Source organism: Frigidibacter sp. MR17.14, from assembly GCF_037095735.1.
GTDB lineage: Bacteria > Pseudomonadota > Alphaproteobacteria > Rhodobacterales > Rhodobacteraceae > Frigidibacter.
This window is the reverse complement of sequence record NZ_JBAWKD010000005.1, coordinates 198795-214455: the sequence shown is the minus strand read 5'-3', so window position 1 is coordinate 214455 and position 15661 is coordinate 198795. Positions and strand designations below refer to the sequence as shown.

Genomic DNA, 15661 nt, shown 5'->3' with positions numbered 1-15661 from the left:
GCCCCCGAAGATGATCCGTCGCATTCCGCACTGCAGCCACTGGGGCGCCTACACGATCCTCGTCGAGGACGGCCAGATCCGCGGCGTCGAGCCCTTCGAGCACGATCCCGCCCCCTCGCCGGTGATCCAGTCGGTCACCGAATGGGCGAAGCCGGACCGCCGCGTCCTGCGCCCGATGATCCGTGAAGGCTGGCTGGCCGCGCGCGAAGCCGCTGACCGGCGCGGCCGCGGGCAGGACCGGTTCGTCGCCGTCCCTTGGGACGAGGCGCTGGACATGGTCGCGGGCGAGATCCGCCGGGTGACCGCCGATCACGGGCCGGCGTCGATCTTCGCGGGCAGCTATGGCTGGACCTCCTGCGGGCGGTTCCACCACGCCTCGTCGCTGCTCAAGCGGATGCTGAACCTCTCGGGCGGCTTCACCGGCCATGTCGACACCTATTCGATCGCAGCGGGGCCGGTGATCCTGCGCCACGTGCTGGGTGACGAACGCGCCTGCGGCGGGCAGGCCAACACCCTGGACACCATCGCCGATCACACCGACACCCTTGTCGTCTTCGGCGCGATGTCGCCGCGCACCGCGCAAAGCGAGGCCGGCGGCATCGCCGGGCATTACCTCGAGGGCTACCTGCGAAAGATCGTGGCGCGCGGCACGCGGATCATCCATGTCTCGCCGCTGCGCGACGACCTGCCGGACTGGGTCGGCGCCGAATGGTGGCCGATCCGCCCGAACACCGACACCGCGCTGATGCTGGGCCTTGCCGGCGAGATCCTCGCCGCCGGCCTGCAGGATGACGACTTCCTCGCGCGCTGCACCAGCGGCTCGGACGCGTTGCTGGCCTACCTGCGCGGCACGGACGACGGCCAGCGCAAGGACGCCGACTGGGCCGCGGCGATCACCGGCCTGCCCGCCGACGCGATCCGCGCGCTGGCCCCGCGGCTGGTGCGGACCCGCAGCATGATCACCGTCAGCTGGGCGCTGCAGCGCGCCCATCATGGCGAACAGCCGTTCTGGGCCGCGCTCGGCCTTGCCGCCATCGCCGGTCAGATCGGCCTGCCGGGCGGTGGCGTCGGCTATGGCTACGGCTCGCTCGGCGGAGTCGGCGCGCCCTTCACCATCGGCAAGTCGCCGGGCATGTCGCAGGGCCGCAAGGCCATCGACAGCTTCATCCCCGTGGCGCGGATCAGCGACATGCTGCTGACCCCCGGCGGCGCCTACACCTATGAAGGCGAGGACCGGACCTATCCCGACGTGCGGCTGGTCTACTGCGCCGGCGGCAACCCCTATCATCACCATCAGGACCTCAACCGCCTAGCCGAGGCCTGGACCCGCCCCGAGACGATCATCGTGCAGGACCCGATGTGGACCGCGACCGCGCGGCGCGCCGACATCGTGCTGCCGGCCTCGACCTCGATCGAGCGCAACGACCTGGCCGGCAACAAGCGCAGCGACATGATCCTTGCGATGGGCAAGGCGATCGAGCCGCTGGGCGAGGCGCGCTCGGACTTCGCGATCTTCGACGCGCTGGCCACGCGGCTGGGTCACGGGCCGGCCTTCAATGAGGGCCGCGACGAGATGGGCTGGATCCGGCACCTTTACGACCAGAGCCGCAGCTACGCGCAAGACGAGCTGTCGTTCGAGATGCCGGACTTCGACACCTTCTGGAAACAGGGCTATGCCCGCTGCCCGGTGCAGCCCGACCACACCTACCTGGCCGAGTTCCGCGCCGATCCGGCGGCCGAGCCGCTGGGCACCGAAAGCGGCCGGATCGTGCTGGGCAGCCGGACGCTCGCCGCGCTCAGGCTGGACGATTGCCCCGCGCATCCGGCCTGGATCGAACCGGCCGAATGGCTGGGCGGCGGCGGCGCGGGCGAGCTGCACCTGATCTCGCACCAGCCCGAGGGCCGGCTGCACAGCCAGCTGGAAAACGCGCAAGCCAGCACCGTCCACCGCCGCGCCGGGCGCGAGCAGGTGCGCCTGAACCCCGCCGATGCCGAGACGCGCGGCATCGCCGATGGCCAGACCGTCCGGCTGTGGAACGCACGCGGCGCCTGCCTCGCGACCGCAAGGGTCAGCGACGACACCGCCCCCGGCGTCGCCGTTCTGCCGACCGGCGCCTGGCTGACCGAGGGCACCGACGGCACCGAGCTGGCGGGCAACCCGAACGTGCTCACGCTCGACATCGGCACCTCTGCCTTCGGTCAGGGCTGCTCGGCCCATACCTGCCTCGTCCGGGTGGAACCGCATGCCGGCGACAACCGCGACGCCATCGACACCTATCAGTCTCAGCTGGCAGAGATCCTGCCCGCCTAGGAGGAGGAGACCATGAACAAGCCCGCCACGCCCCCGCCGGAACCCGCCGTCAGCCGCTTCCCGGTGCCCCGGCTCGAGGACATGCCCGAGGACATCCGCGCCCGCATCACCGCGGTGCAGGAGAAATCGGGCTTCATCCCGAACGTGTTCCTGGTGCTTGCGCACCGGCCCGATGAGTTCCGAGCCTTCTTCGCCTATCACGACGCGCTGATGGACAAGCCCGGGAACCTGACCAAGGCCGAGCGCGAGATGATCGTGGTCGCCACCTCGAACGCCAACCAGTGCCAGTACTGCGTCATCGCCCATGGCGCGATCCTGCGGATCCGGGCCAAGGACGCGCTGATCGCCGATCAGGTCGCGGTCAACTACCGAAAGGCCGACATCACGCCCCGGCAGAAGGCGATGCTGGACTTCGCGATGAAGGTCTCGGCCACCGCGCACGAGGTGGGCGACGCCGACTTCACCGCGCTTTCGGCGCATGGCTTCACCGAGGACGACATCTGGGACATCGCCGGCATCTCGGCCTTCTTCGGCCTGTCGAACCGGATGGCGAACGTCACCAGCATGCGCCCGAACCCCGAATTCTACGCGATGGGGCGCTGAGATGGCGAAGGGCTACAAGGACATGCTGGCCGAGGCCGACGCCGTCGTCGCCTCGGTCACCGCGGCAGAGATCGCGCCCCGGATCGAGGCGGACGGGGTGGTGATGGTCGACATCCGCGATCCGCGCGAGCTCGAGCGCGAGGGGATGATCCCCGGCGCCTTCCACGCGCCGCGCGGGATGCTCGAGTTCTGGATCGACCCCGAAAGCCCCTATCACAAGCCGCGCTTCGCCGAGGGCGCGACCTATGTCTTCTATTGCGCCTCGGGCTGGCGGTCGCTGCTGGCGGCAAAGGTCGCACAGGAAATGGGCCTCGACGCGCGGTCGCTGCGCGGCGGTTTCGGCGGCTGGAAGACCGATGGCCACCCGGTGGCCGAGAAGACGCGCCCGGGCGGCTGAACCCCGTCAGGGTGGACGGCCCGGCAGGCGGGGAGGCCTGCCGGAGCGGCATCGTGCCCGGACGGGCCCGCCCGCCACGATCATGGGAGGACAGAATGCGCGACGACGCGACCCCGGAAACCGGGCCAGAAGCGGGTGCGCCCCCGGCGGCGCTGCTCGACAGGCTGCGCCGCTGCCTGCCGCCCGCGGCGCTGCTGACCGGCGAGGCGATCGGCTCCGCCTATCAGGAGGACATGCGCAACCGCCCCTCTGCCCGGCCGGGACTGGTCCTGCGTCCCTCGACCACTGCCGAGGTTTCGGAGGCGCTCGCGGCCTGCTCGGTCGCGGGACAGCCGGTCGTCGTGCAGGGCGGGCGCACCGGATTGTCGGGCGGGCACCGGGTACAGCCCGGCGAGGTCGTCCTGTCGCTTGAACGGCTGAACGCGCTTGGCCTCGTCGACCCCGACAGCCGCACGATCCTTGCAGACGCCGGCGTGCCGTTGCAGCGCGTGCAGGAAGCAGCAGCCGAAGCGGGCCTGATGTTCGGCGTCGACATCGGTGCCCGCGGCACCGCGCTCATCGGCGGCACCATCGCCACCAATGCCGGCGGGATCCGCGTTCTGCGCTACGGCAACCTGCGCGCGCAGGTCGCCGGGCTCGAGGCGGTGCTGCCCGACGGCGCGGTGCTGACTTCGCTGCGCGGGCTCGACAAGGACAACACCGGCTACGATCTGAACGGCCTTTTCATCGGCAGCGAGGGCACTCTGGGCGTCGTCACCCGCGCCCTCCTGCGCCTGCACCCGGCACCAAGGGTCGAGGCGAATGCGCTGATGGCGCTGCCGTCGGCCGAGGCGGCCCTTGCCCTGCTCGGCCGGCTGCGCGGCGTGGTCGGCCGCCAGCTTTCGGCCTTCGAGATCATGCTGTCGGACATTTACGGCGGCGTCGTCAGCCATCTGGGCCGCGCCGCACCGTTGCCGACCGGCGCGCCGGTCTATGTGCTGGCCGAGATCCAGTCAGAGGTCGCGGACGACGCCTGCGCGGACCGCTTCCCCGAAGCGTTGATGGCGGCGGTCGAAGAGGGGCTGGTGACCGATGCGGTGATCGCCCAGTCGCGGCGCGAGTTCCTGCAGTTGTGGGAGCTGCGCGACGCCTGCGCCGAGCATCTGCGCAGCCTTCCGAACCGGGTGAACTGCGACATCAGCGTGCCCAGCGCGCGGATCGCGGGGTTCCTCGACGCCAGCCGCGCCGCGATCCGCGCCCTTGATCCCGAGGCGCGCTTCCTCGTCTTCGGCCATATCGCCGACGGGAACCTGCATTACGTCTTCCAGACGAAGGCACAGGACGCGGCCGAGGCCTGCCTGATGAGGCTCGTGGCCGACTGGGGCGGGTCCGTCTCGGCCGAGCATGGCGTGGGGCTCGACAAGAAGCGCTGGCTCGGGCTGGTGCGCAGCCCGGCCGAGCTTGCGGCGATGCGCGGGATCAAGCGGGCGCTCGACCCCGCGGGGATTTTGAACCGCGGCCGGATCTTCGACCTCTGAGCGTCAATCCGTGGTGGCGAAGCGCCGCCAGGCCCAGGCCGCCGCCGCCGCGATGGCGACGATGATCCCGTAGACGGTGGCGGTCGCCAGCAACCCGGCCTGCGGCGCGATCAGCCCGGCGATCACCGTGGGCACCCCGAAGGCCAGATAGGACAGCACATAGAGCGCCGCGAACAGCTCGCCGCGTTCCTCGGGCCGGGCCAACGGGATCAGGCTGCGGATCGTGCCATAGAAGCAGGTGCCGAAGCCCACGCCGCTGATCACCAGACCGACAAGGTAAAGCGTCAGCGCATCTGCCTGCATCCCCGCGACCGACAGCAGCGTGCCCAGCGACAGCGCGGCCGATCCGGTCAGCAGCACCGCCCGCTGGTGGTAGCGCCGCGCAAGGAAAGTCGACAGCGCCCCGGTCCCGGCCAGAAGGAGGATCACCCCCGCCTCGGCCACCGGGTCGACGATGCCGAAGACCCGCGCGACCAGCCCGATGCCCAGCGAGAGGTAAAGCCCGCCGATCGCCCAGCCCGCGAAGACCGCGGGCGCGCTGCGCCGGAAAGCTGCCCGCGCCGCCGCCGGCACCCCGACTCGTGGCTTCAGCGCGGCCCAGACCCCCTCGTGGCGCGGCGAGGTCTCGGGCAGGCGCCAGCAGGCCAGCAGGAAGACGGCGTAGAGGATCGCGAGGCCACCGAAGACCTCGGCCTCGGGGCTGGCACCATATTTCATCGCGACGCCCGCGACCATCGCCCCCGCGGCAAGGCCGAACAGCGGCAGGACCGCGCTCCAGATCGCGGCGCTGCCGGGGCGGCTGCGCGGTTCGAACTCGACCGCGGCGGCCGACAGCGCGGGCATCAGCAGCCCGGTGGCCAGCCCCTGCACCGCCCGCGCCGCCAGCAGGCCGGCCACGGTTTCCGCCTGCCAGAACATCACCACCGCCAGCGCGAGCCCCGCGAAGCCCGCACTGATCGCCGGGCGCCGCCCGATGTGGTCCGACAGAGACCCCACCGTCAGCAGCGCTACCAGCAGCGCGACCGCATAGATCGCGAAGATGGCCGAGATCATCGCCGGGGCGAAGCCGATCTGCTGCTGCAGGACGGGATAGAACAGCGTCGGCGCGGCGGCGCCGGCCATCATGATCATCGCCCCCGACAGGACGAAGGTGAAGCCGGCGCGCGGCTCGGCGGTCGCGCTGCGGTCTGCGACGGCGGACATGGGCAATCCTCGGGTCTTCGGCGGCGCGCTGCAGGCACCGCCTCATGGTTCCAAATCTTTCGAACCATATCTACTGTCGCCGGGCCGACAGTTCAACTATATTCGAACCATGAACATCGAAGATCTTCCCCTCGAGGCGCTCGACCTGCCGCATCCCGCCAGGGAAGAGCTGGTACTGACGCAGGTGTTGTTCGCGCTCAGCGACCCGACGCGACTGGGGATCGTGCGCGAGATCGCGGCCGGCCCGAAGGAGATGGCGGCCTGCGATGCGCTGCGCCCCGACATCCCGAAATCGACCCGGTCGCATATGGCGAAGGTGCTGCGCGAGTCCGGCGTCGTGCGCAGCGAGCCGCATGGCCGCTGCCGCCTGCTGAGGCTGCGGCGCGAGGACCTCGAGGCGCGCTTCCCGGGCCTGCTGGACGCGGTGCTGGGCACCGCGTCCGCGCCTGATTGAAGCCAGGTTGGGGCCCGGTCGGGGCCCGGCTGAAAGGCGTCAGGCGCCCTCGACCTCGATCCGCCGACCCGTCTCGCCGTCGAAGATGTGCAGGTTGCGCCGCTCGAACCGCAGCGGCAGGCTCTGGCCCGACCGCGCCCCGGCGGTAGCGCCCAGCCGAACCGTGACCTCGCGCCCGGCCAGCAGGCAGATCGCCAGCGTGTCCGAGCCCAGTTCCTCCAGCACGTCGATCTCGACGGTGAAATCGGCCTCGTGCGGTGCGCAGGGCAGCAGATGCTCGGGCCGGACGCCCAGATCGACCGCCGTCCCGACCGGCAGCCGCAGCCCCGGCACCGCCAGCACGCCCCCGTCGAACGACAGCGCGACACCGCTGTCGGCGGCGATCACCGTCGCGGGCAGGATGTTGAGCTGCGGCGAGCCGATGAATTCGCCCACGAAGCGGCAGTTCGGTCGCTCGTAAAGCTCCAGCGGCGCGCCATGCTGCACGATGTTGCCGCGGTTCAGCACCACCACGCGGTCGGCCAGCGTCATCGCCTCGACCTGATCATGGGTGACGTAGATCGTCGTCGTGCGCAGCATCCGGTGCAGCCGCTTGATCTGGGTGCGCATCTCGACCCGCAGCTTGGCGTCGAGGTTCGACAGCGGCTCGTCGAACAGGAAGACCTTGGGCTTGCGCACGATCGCCCGCCCCATCGCGACGCGCTGCCGCTGGCCGCCCGACAGCTGGCCCGGCCGGCGGTCCAGCAGCTCTTCCAGCTGCAGGACCCGCGCGGCCTCGGCCACCTTGCGGGCGATCTCCTCCGGCCGCTCGCCGCGCATCTTCAGCCCGAACCCGATGTTCTGCGCCACGGTCATGTGCGGATAGAGCGCGTAGTCCTGGAAGACCATCGCCACGTCGCGGCCCTTCGGCTCGATGTCGTTCACCACACGCTCGCCGATGTGCAACTCACCGCCGCTGATCGGCTCGAGCCCCGCGATCATCCGCAGCATCGTCGACTTGCCGCAGCCGGAAGGCCCGACGAAGGCGACGAATTCGCCGTCCGCAATCTCCAGATCGACGCCGTGAATCGCCTGCACCGCGCCGTAGCGCTTGACGATCTGTTGCAGCTCTATCCGTGCCATTTCAGCAGCTTCCTCCATCCGGCGGCGCCGTTCCGCGTCGCTCCTCCGAAAATCACAATATCAATAATCTTGACATTATCAATAATAGACTGATTATCGATAACGAGACACAGGGGAGCGGGAATCGATGGGCGTTGCAGAGGCGGTGACTTCCGGCGGCTCGCTGGGCCGTAGCGCACAGGTCGCGCATGCCCTGCGCCGCGACATCGTGCTGGGCACCCGCGCCCCGGGCGAGGCGCTGCGCGAGCTGGAGCTTGCCCAGCAGTTCAACGTCGCGCAGGGCACGATCCGCGAGGCGCTGATGGGGTTGGCTGAGGAAGGGCTGGTGCGGCGCCGCGCCCGGCGCGACACGCATGTCGCCCCCTCGAACACAGACGACGTCGGCGAGCTGCTGCGGATCCGCCACGACATCGAATGCCATGCCGCGCGCCGGGTGATCGAGCGGTGCGACGACACGCTGCTGGCCGACCTCGGCCTGCAGCTGCAGGCCATGCAGTTCGCCGCCCTGCAGGAAGACGAGTATTCCCTGCTGGAACATGACTGCCGCTTTCACCTGCGGCTCTTTGCGGCGGCGGCGCTGCCGGTGGTCGAACCGATCCTGTCGCGCTGCCTCGTCCACACGCAGCGCTACAAGATCCTGAACAGCGCCCCGCAGAGCCGCGACCTGACCGCGACCGCGAACCGTCACCTGTCGATCCTTGATGCGGTGCGGGACGCGGACGAAGGCGCCCTCGCCACCGCGCTGTCGCACCACATCACCACCATCGTCGATTTCGGCCCCCCGCTTGGCCCGGCCGCGGGACGGGGGACCCAGGCATGAGCCCGCGGCCGGCGCCAGAGATGCAGGCCGTTCTGGACCGGATGCTGGCCGAGGACGGCCCCCAGCCGGACCCGACGACCCTCGCCCCGGCAGAGGGCCGTGCACTGTCGGAGGCCGCGAACCGGCGCTGGAACACGCTGCGCCCGGCGATGGCGCGGGAACTACAGGTCGAGATGCCGGCGGGTGGGCGGGCCACCGTCTTCGTGCCGCCGAACGACGATGGCCGCGGCGCGATCCTGTTCGTGCACGGCGGCGGCTGGGCCTTCTGTTCGGCCGCGACGCACGAGGGCGCGGCGCGGCAGCTGGCGCTGGCCGCCGGCGTGCCGGTCGCGACCTTCGACTATCGCCTTGCGCCGGAACATCCCTATCCCGCCGGGCTCGAGGACTGCCTTGCCACCTGGGCCTCGCGCGAGGCGCTGCTGCCGGGCCGAGCATGGTCCGTCGCGGGCGACAGCGCCGGGGCGAACCTCGCGGTGGCGATGATGCTGCGGCTGAACATGCGGGACCTGCCCGAGACGGGCCTGCTGTTCTACGGCGTCTTCGACGCGGATTTCGACAGCGAAAGCTACCGCGAGGTTGCCGAGGGCCCGGGCCTGACCCGTGCCAAAATGCGCCGCTACTGGGATTTCTACGCGCCCGAGGCCGCGCGGGCCGGCGACCCCTGCCTGACGCCCGCGACCGCGCCCGACGCGATGCTGGCGGCGCTGCCGCCGCTTTATCTGAACGCGGCAGAGATCGACCCGCTGCGCAGCGACAGCGAACGGCTCGTCGCGCGCCTGCGCGCGCTGGGCCGCAACGACCCGTTCGAGACCGTCGCCGGCGTCGTCCACGGCTTCATGCAGATGAGCCTTTGGCTGCCGCAATCCGTGGCCGCCTACGACCGCGCGGGAAAGGCCTATCGAGACCTGATCTGACCCACCCGCCACCGGAGGAGCGGTGGCGCAAGCCTGTTTCTGGGAGGAGACACCAATGAAGACGTCGATGACGCTTCTGGCCCTGATGGCCGGACTGGGCTGCGCGCAGGCGCAGGCCGACAGCACCGTGAAGTTCTGGTACCATTTCGACAACCCCGACAACCCGATGAGCGATCTGGTCTCGCGGTTCGAATCCGAGAACCCGGGCATCAAGATCGACGCCCAGAACGTTCCCTGGAACAGCTATTACGACAACCTCTACACCGCGATCGTCGGCGGCAACGCCCCCGATGCGGCGATGGTGAAGATGTTTGCCCAGCCGCGCCTGCTCGAGATGGAGGCGCTGGAGCCGATCGACGACCAGCTCGACGCCTGGCCGGGCAAGGCCGACCTGCTCGACAACCTGCTCGACCTCACCAAGGCGCAGGACGGCAAGCACTATTACCTGCCGGTGCAATACGTCGCGCTCTACCTCTATTACCGCGCGGACATGTTCAAGGAACTGGGCCTGACGCCTCCCGCCACCTGCGAAGAGCTGCGCGAGGACGCGATCAAGCTGACCCGCGACACCAATGGCGACGGCAAGATCGACACCTACGGCTTTGGCTTCCGCGGCGGCAAGTCCGGGCACGAGCACTGGGGCACCTTCACCCTGGGCGCGCCCGGCGTCAGCCTGGAAGAGGGCCTGACCTCCGAGGCCGGCGTCGCCGGCACCCAGCTCGTGATGGACCTCTTCGCCAAGGACAAGGTCTTCCCGCCCTCGGCCCCGAACGACGGCTTCCAGGAGATCATCGGCGCCTTCAAGACCGGCGTCACCGCGATGACCATCCACCATGTCGGCTCTTCCAAGGACCTGGTCGCGGCGCTTGGCGACAAGGTCTCGGCGGTGCCGGTGCCGGAATGCCACGGCGGCCGCTGGACGACCTTCGGCGACGAATCCACCGCGGTGCTGTCGGGCGCCTCGGACAAGGAGGCGGCGTGGAAGTGGATCTCGTTCCTGTCGACCGCCGGCAACAACGCGCAGTTCAACACCGCGACCGGCCAGCTGCCGATCACCAAGAGCGACACCAAGACGTGGAAGGGCCACGAGGCGCGCTTCGTCGAGGCGACTGAAAAGTCGCTGCCCTTCGCGCATCTGCTGCCGCTGTCGTCGAACACCGCCGAGTTCGTGAACACCGTCTGGCCCGCGAACATGCAGCGCGCGCTGCTGGGGCAGATCACCGCCCAGCAGATGAACCAGACCATCGCCGACCTCTTCGCCAAGCAATAAGCGCGCCCGCGCGGGCCGGGACTGATCCCCGGCCCGACCAAAGGAACCCGCCTGCCGGCCCCCGCCGCGCAGCCCAAGGGGATCATGCCCGATGACATCGATCTGCGCCTCCGACCAAGCCCGCCAGGGCTCGCCCGGGCGGGCGCGCCTCTGGCGGCAGGTGCTGCCGCTGGCGCTGCTGTCGCCCGCCGTGCTGGTCACGCTGGCCATCGTCTTCTTCCCGATGGTCCAGACCGCCTGGATGAGCCTGCATCACTATGTCCTGTTCCGTCCCAAGAGCTTCGACTGGGTCGGGCTGCAGAACTACGCCGCGGTCCTGCAGGACGAGGTGTTCTGGATCTCGTTGCGACACACGATCCTGTGGATCGTGCTGACCGTTCCGGCACAGGCGCTGCTGGGGCTGGCGACGGCGCTGCTTCTGAACCAGAACTTCCCCTGGCGGCCGGTGGCGCGTGCGCTGATCATCATTCCCTGGGCGCTGCCCTCGGTGGTGATCGCCCTGATGTGGAGCTGGATCTACGACTCGAACTACGGGATCCTCAACGACCTGCTGCTGCGGGTGGGCATCCTCGAGTCCTCGATCCCCTGGCTGGCCAACCCCGGCACCGCGCTTTACGCGATCATCCTCACCCTGACCTGGCAGGGCTTCCCCTTCTTCGCGGTCATGATCCTGGCCGGGCTGCAGTCTATCCCGAAAAGCTACTACGAGGCCGCCTCGCTCGACGGTGCCTCGACGCTGCGCCAGTTCTGGCACATCACCCTGCCCGGCATCTCGGGCGTGCTGTTCACGGCGGTCCTGCTGCGCACGATCTGGGTCGCGAACTCGATGGACGTCATCTTCGTGATGACCGGCGGCGGCCCGGGATATTCGACATACACCCTGCCGCTCTATGCCTTCCTCGAAGCGCGCACCAACCTCGACTTCGGCTATGGCTCGGCGATCGCGCTCACCTTCACGCTGATGCTGCTGGCGGTCGTCGTGCTCTACCTGCGCCGCAGCGCGCGGGAGGTGCGCTGATGGCCCTCGCCCGCAAGTCCACCGCCCGCCGGATCCTGACCGTCGATCTGCCGATGGCCGCGATCCTTGTCTTCACGCTCGGGCCCTATCTGTGGATGGCGCTCACCTCGCTGACCGCCGAGGACAAGCTCTTCACCCGCGGCCCCTCGGTCTTCGACCTGGTCTGGAGCAACTACGCCCGGCTCTTCGACAGCGTCGGCTTCGCACGCAACATGCTCGACAGCCTGATCATCGCCTCGGGCACCGTGGTCGTCGGCCTGTCGCTGTCGGTCACTGCCGCCTACAGCTTCTCGCGCTTCGAGTTCCGCGGGAAGAAGCTGCTGCTGCTGCAGTTCCTGCTGATCAACATGTTCCCGATGGTGCTGCTGATCCTGCCGCTGTTCATCCTGATGCGCCAGCTCGGGCTGCTCGACACCCATCTCGCGCTGATCGTCGCCAATTCGACCATCGCCATCCCCTTCTCGGTCTGGATGATGACCAGCTACATCAACGGCATCCCGAAATCGCTGGACGAGGCCGCGATGACCGACGGCTGCTCGCGGCTGCAGGCGATGGTGCGGGTCATCCTGCCGCTCTGCGCGCCGGGGATCATCGCGACCGGGATCTACATCTTCATCACCGCCTGGAACGAATACCTCTACGCGCTGACCCTCGGCGGGCAGAGCGTGCGCCCGATCACCGTCGCCGTGCAGACGATGATCGGCGAATACCAGGTGCAATGGGGCCTGCTGACCGCCGGCGGCATCGTCGGGGCCATGCCCGCCACCCTTCTCTTCCTGATCGTGCAGCGCCGGTTGGTCGGCGGGCTGACGCAGGGCGCCGTCAAGGGCTGAGCCCCGCGCGCCCGCCGGGCACGCGCATTCAAACGAGGACAGAACGTGAAAAACCCCATCGGCATCATCTCGATGCAATACACCCGGCCCTTCACCAACAGCGCCCTGCCCTATCTGGCCAAGACCCGCGCGCTGGGCTTCGACTTCATCGAGCTTCTGGTGCCCGAACCCGAAGACGACATCGATCAGGCCGAACTGCGCCGGATCTGCGAGGGCGAGGGGCTGGGCCTCGTGCTGGCGGCCCGCGTGAACCTGCAACGCTCGATCGCCAGCGAGGACGCGGGCGCCCGTCAGGGCGGCATCGACTACCTGACCTATTGCATCGAGGTGGCCGAGCGGACCGGCGCCCGGATCATCGGCGGGCCGCTTTACGGCGAGCCGCTGGTCTTCGCCGGCCGCCCGCCCTTCCCCTGGTCGGCCGAACAGATCGCCACCCGCGCCGCCCGCACCGTCGAGGGTCTGGCGAAGGTCGCGCCCCGCGCCGCCGACGCGGGCAAGGTCTTCGGGCTCGAGCCGCTGAACCGCTTCGAGACCGACATCGTCAACACCGCCGGACAGGCCGACGAGGTGGTCGATGCGGTCGCCTCGCCGGGTCTGGGCGTGATGCTCGACACCTTCCACATGAACATGGAGGAACGCTCGATCCCCGACGCGATCCGCCGGACCGGGTCGCGCCTCGTGCATTTCCAGGCCAACGAGAACCACCGCGGCTTCCCCGGCACCGGCAACATGGACTGGACCGCGATCATGCGGGCGCTGAGCGACGCGGGCTACGCCGGCCCCGTCTCGCTCGAGCCGTTCCGCCGCGACGACACCCGCGTGGGGTTGCCGATCGCCCACTGGCGCGCCCCGCACGAGGACGAAGACGACAAGCTGCGCGCGGGCCTCGGCCTCGTGCGCGCAGCCCTCACCCTTGCAGAGGTCATGCACTGATGACGATCAGGATCGGATGGATCGGCTGCGGCCGCCATGCCACGTGGATGCTGATGCCGCAGCTCGCCCGCAGCGGCTTCGAGATCGTGGCGGTCTGCGACCGAGACGAGGCCGCGGCCCACGCCGCCGCCCGCCAGTTCGGGGCGACCGAAGTCTATGGCGACTACGCCGAGATGATCGCCTCTGCCCGGATCGACGCCGTCGGCATGGCCGTCGGACCCGAGGTGCATTACCGCGCCACGCTCGCCGCCATCGCCCGCGGCCTGCCGGTCTTCATGGAGAAGCCGCCGGGCGCCACCGCCGCACAGGCCGAAGAGCTGATGCGCGCCTCGGAGGCCGCGAAGGTGCCGGTGACCGTGGGCTTCATGAAGCGCTACTCGACCGGCAACCGCATGGCCAAGCGGATCCTCGACGGCGACGCCTTCGGGCCGGTGCTGGGCATCCACGGCAGCTACATGACCGCGCCCACCTATTTCGCAGGCGAGGTCGACTACACCGGGTTCTACCTGCACCACTGCGTCCACTACATGGACCTGATCCCTTGGTTCGCCGGGGCGGAATTCGCCGACGTGCAGCTGCGCAAGTCGGTGCCCGGCCCGGGCCGGATGCTGCTGCACATGAACTTCGCCTGCGAGAACGGCGTGATCGGCAACGTGATCATGGGCACCGTGCAGTCGCGCGGCACGCCGATGGAATTCGTGCAGGTGATGGGCGACCAGAACCGGGTCGAGGTCGAGAATGTCATCAACCTCGCGTGGCACCGCAACCCGCCCTTCAAGGCCGAAGACCCGCAGGCGACGCTCGATCCGGGCTGCGACACATTGGTCTGGACGCCGAATTTCACCGCCGCGGCGAACGAGGATCACAAGGGCTACCACGCGCTGCTTCTCGATGTCGCGGCGGCGCTGGAAGGCCGGGCCTCGCCCGCGCCGGTGATCCGCGACGGCTGGCTGGCCATGCGCCGGCTCGAGCGGATGATCGCCCTGATCGAGGGCTGAGCGTCGCGGCGTCGCGCCGCCGGGGCCTCGCCCTGCGGCGCGGGTCGGGGTAAGCCGGGACCGTCCGCGGCCCCGGCCGCCTTCCCTGCGCGAGGATGACATGCAGCCGCTTCCCCAGATCGCCGCCTTCGCCGAAGACCTCGTGGCGCTGCGCCGCGACTTCCACCGCCACCCCGAGATCGGCTTCCAAGAGCACCGCACCTCGGCCCGGATCGCCGAGCTACTGCGCGGCTGGGGGATCGAGGTCGCGACCGGCATCGGCGGCACCGGCGTCGTCGGCGTGCTGGACGGCGCGCGCCCCGGCCGCACCATCGGCCTGCGCGCCGACATGGACGCCCTGCCGATGGAGGAGCGCACCAACCTGCCCTACGCCTCGGTCAACGAGGGCGTGTTCCACGGCTGCGGCCACGACGGCCATGTCACCATGCTGCTGGGCTGCGCACGCTACCTTGCCGAAACCCGCGACTTCGCCGGCCGCGCGGTCTTCATCTTCCAGCCCGCGGAAGAGGGGCTTGGCGGCGCGCGGGCGATGCTGGCCGACGGCCTCTTCGACCGCTTCCCCTGCGACGAGCTCTACGGGCTGCACAATTCGCCTTATGGCGGGCTGGGCGACCTGCGGATCCGCCCCGGCCGGGCACAGGCCGGCGCGGCCTTCTTCGACATCCGCATCGAGGGGCGCGGCGCGCATGGCGCGGCCCCGCACATGGGCCGCGACCCGGTGGCGATCGGCGCCGCACTCGTCGGCGAGCTGCAGCAGATCGTCGCCCGCACCATGGACCCGACCCATCCCGCCGTGCTCTCGGTCACCCGCTTCCACGCCGGCAACGCCTACAACGTCATCCCCGAGGTGGCAGAGCTGGCCGGCACCGTGCGCTTCCTGCACGAGGCGGATGAAGGTCTGATCGGCGCCCGGATGCAGGCGATCTGCGACGGGCTCGCGCTGGCGCATGGGGTGACCATCACGCTCGACTTGCGCCACGTCTTCAGCGTACTCGAAAACGACCCGGGCCGCGTCGAGGACATGCTGGCCGCCGCGCGCGAGGTCATGGGCGAAGGCGCGCGCGCGGATGCCGAGCTGACGATGGGCTCCGAGGACATGGCCGACCTGCTGGCGGTGGTTCCGGGCGCATTCTTCAACCTCGGCCACGGCGGCGACGTGCCGCTGCACAACCCCGGTTTCCTCTTCGACGATTCGGTCCTTCCGGTCGGTTCGAGCGTCTTCGCCCGCCTCGTCGAGCGTCGCGGCGCCGCCGCCGCGTAACAGTTCT

At 69.7% G+C, this 15661-nt stretch carries 15 protein-coding genes; 13 read left to right on the top strand and 2 right to left on the bottom strand.

The window, feature by feature from the left end; genetic code table 11:
• Positions 1 to 10: 10 nt before the first annotated feature.
• The 4 genes from V8J36_RS15150 (at position 11) to V8J36_RS15135 (ending at position 4828) form a co-directional block, all read left to right on the top strand.
• The gene (locus V8J36_RS15150) at positions 11 to 2311 is read left to right on the top strand and encodes a molybdopterin guanine dinucleotide-containing S/N-oxide reductase (protein ID WP_336468154.1); all 2301 of its coding nucleotides are present in this window, start codon (positions 11 to 13) and stop codon (positions 2309 to 2311) included.
• 12 nt (positions 2312 to 2323) lie between these two features.
• A complete protein-coding gene (locus tag V8J36_RS15145) occupies positions 2324 to 2914 on the top strand; it encodes a peroxidase-related enzyme (protein WP_336468153.1) in 591 nt (196 codons plus the stop codon).
• Between the two features lies 1 nt (position 2915).
• Positions 2916 to 3311, top strand: a complete 396-nt coding sequence (locus V8J36_RS15140) for a rhodanese-like domain-containing protein (protein ID WP_336468152.1) — start codon at positions 2916 to 2918, stop codon at positions 3309 to 3311.
• A 95-nt stretch (positions 3312 to 3406) separates the two neighbouring features.
• A complete protein-coding gene (locus V8J36_RS15135) occupies positions 3407 to 4828 on the top strand; it encodes an FAD-binding oxidoreductase (protein WP_336468151.1) in 1422 nt (473 codons plus the stop codon).
• 3 nt (positions 4829 to 4831) lie between these two features.
• Here V8J36_RS15135 and V8J36_RS15130 read toward each other — a convergent pair whose 3' ends face one another.
• On the bottom strand, positions 4832 to 6031 hold the full coding sequence (locus tag V8J36_RS15130) for an MFS transporter (protein WP_336468150.1): 1200 nt from the start codon (positions 6029 to 6031) through the stop codon (positions 4832 to 4834).
• A gap of 109 nt (positions 6032 to 6140) precedes the next feature.
• Here V8J36_RS15130 and V8J36_RS15125 point away from each other — a divergent pair, with 109 nt between their 5' ends.
• Entirely contained in the window at positions 6141 to 6485 is a 345-nt protein-coding gene (locus V8J36_RS15125) for an ArsR/SmtB family transcription factor (RefSeq protein WP_336468149.1), read from the top strand.
• 39 nt (positions 6486 to 6524) lie between these two features.
• Here V8J36_RS15125 and V8J36_RS15120 read toward each other — a convergent pair whose 3' ends face one another.
• Entirely contained in the window at positions 6525 to 7607 is a 1083-nt protein-coding gene (locus tag V8J36_RS15120; protein WP_336468148.1) for an ABC transporter ATP-binding protein, read from the bottom strand.
• Between the two features lie 127 nt (positions 7608 to 7734).
• On the opposite strand from V8J36_RS15120, the gene V8J36_RS15115 reads away from it, so the two are divergent.
• The 8 genes from V8J36_RS15115 (at position 7735) to V8J36_RS15080 (ending at position 15654) form a co-directional block, all read left to right on the top strand.
• Positions 7735 to 8427 (top strand): GntR family transcriptional regulator, encoded by a 693-nt coding sequence (locus V8J36_RS15115; protein ID WP_336468147.1) that lies wholly within the window; start codon positions 7735 to 7737, stop codon positions 8425 to 8427.
• Positions 8424 to 9341 carry an alpha/beta hydrolase gene (locus V8J36_RS15110; protein ID WP_336468146.1) on the top strand — a complete coding sequence of 306 codons (918 nt, stop codon included), beginning with the start codon at positions 8424 to 8426 and terminating at the stop codon, positions 9339 to 9341. Before V8J36_RS15115 ends, V8J36_RS15110 begins: the two co-directional genes overlap by 4 nt.
• Positions 9342 to 9396: 55 nt before the next feature.
• Complete coding sequence (locus tag V8J36_RS15105; RefSeq protein WP_336468145.1) at positions 9397 to 10611, top strand: ABC transporter substrate-binding protein; 1215 nt, start codon at positions 9397 to 9399, stop codon at positions 10609 to 10611.
• A gap of 91 nt (positions 10612 to 10702) precedes the next feature.
• Positions 10703 to 11629 (top strand): carbohydrate ABC transporter permease, encoded by a 927-nt coding sequence (locus V8J36_RS15100; protein WP_336468144.1) that lies wholly within the window; start codon positions 10703 to 10705, stop codon positions 11627 to 11629.
• The gene (locus V8J36_RS15095; RefSeq protein WP_336468143.1) at positions 11629 to 12462 is read left to right on the top strand and encodes a carbohydrate ABC transporter permease; all 834 of its coding nucleotides are present in this window, start codon (positions 11629 to 11631) and stop codon (positions 12460 to 12462) included. Before V8J36_RS15100 ends, V8J36_RS15095 begins: the two co-directional genes overlap by 1 nt.
• 45 nt (positions 12463 to 12507) lie before the next feature.
• Entirely contained in the window at positions 12508 to 13395 is an 888-nt protein-coding gene (locus tag V8J36_RS15090) for a sugar phosphate isomerase/epimerase family protein (protein WP_336468142.1), read from the top strand.
• Positions 13395 to 14393, top strand: a complete 999-nt coding sequence (locus V8J36_RS15085) for a Gfo/Idh/MocA family protein (protein WP_336468141.1) — start codon at positions 13395 to 13397, stop codon at positions 14391 to 14393. Before V8J36_RS15090 ends, V8J36_RS15085 begins: the two co-directional genes overlap by 1 nt.
• A 100-nt stretch (positions 14394 to 14493) precedes the next feature.
• Positions 14494 to 15654: an amidohydrolase gene (locus V8J36_RS15080; protein ID WP_336468140.1), complete on the top strand. Its 1161-nt coding sequence runs from the start codon at positions 14494 to 14496 to the stop codon at positions 15652 to 15654.
• Positions 15655 to 15661 lie beyond the last annotated feature (7 nt).

Coding starts and splice junctions, on each gene's coding strand:
- V8J36_RS15150 (WP_336468154.1), top strand. CDS start 11: ATGATCCGTCGCATTCCGCACTGCAGCCACTGGGGCGCCTACACGATC.
- V8J36_RS15145 (WP_336468153.1), top strand. CDS start 2,324: ATGAACAAGCCCGCCACGCCCCCGCCGGAACCCGCCGTCAGCCGCTTC.
- V8J36_RS15140 (WP_336468152.1), top strand. CDS start 2,916: ATGGCGAAGGGCTACAAGGACATGCTGGCCGAGGCCGACGCCGTCGTC.
- V8J36_RS15135 (WP_336468151.1), top strand. CDS start 3,407: ATGCGCGACGACGCGACCCCGGAAACCGGGCCAGAAGCGGGTGCGCCC.
- V8J36_RS15130 (WP_336468150.1), bottom strand. CDS start 6,031: ATGTCCGCCGTCGCAGACCGCAGCGCGACCGCCGAGCCGCGCGCCGGC.
- V8J36_RS15125 (WP_336468149.1), top strand. CDS start 6,141: ATGAACATCGAAGATCTTCCCCTCGAGGCGCTCGACCTGCCGCATCCC.
- V8J36_RS15120 (WP_336468148.1), bottom strand. CDS start 7,607: ATGGCACGGATAGAGCTGCAACAGATCGTCAAGCGCTACGGCGCGGTG.
- V8J36_RS15115 (WP_336468147.1), top strand. CDS start 7,735: ATGGGCGTTGCAGAGGCGGTGACTTCCGGCGGCTCGCTGGGCCGTAGC.
- V8J36_RS15110 (WP_336468146.1), top strand. CDS start 8,424: ATGAGCCCGCGGCCGGCGCCAGAGATGCAGGCCGTTCTGGACCGGATG.
- V8J36_RS15105 (WP_336468145.1), top strand. CDS start 9,397: ATGAAGACGTCGATGACGCTTCTGGCCCTGATGGCCGGACTGGGCTGC.
- V8J36_RS15100 (WP_336468144.1), top strand. CDS start 10,703: ATGACATCGATCTGCGCCTCCGACCAAGCCCGCCAGGGCTCGCCCGGG.
- V8J36_RS15095 (WP_336468143.1), top strand. CDS start 11,629: ATGGCCCTCGCCCGCAAGTCCACCGCCCGCCGGATCCTGACCGTCGAT.
- V8J36_RS15085 (WP_336468141.1), top strand. CDS start 13,395: ATGACGATCAGGATCGGATGGATCGGCTGCGGCCGCCATGCCACGTGG.
- V8J36_RS15080 (WP_336468140.1), top strand. CDS start 14,494: ATGCAGCCGCTTCCCCAGATCGCCGCCTTCGCCGAAGACCTCGTGGCG.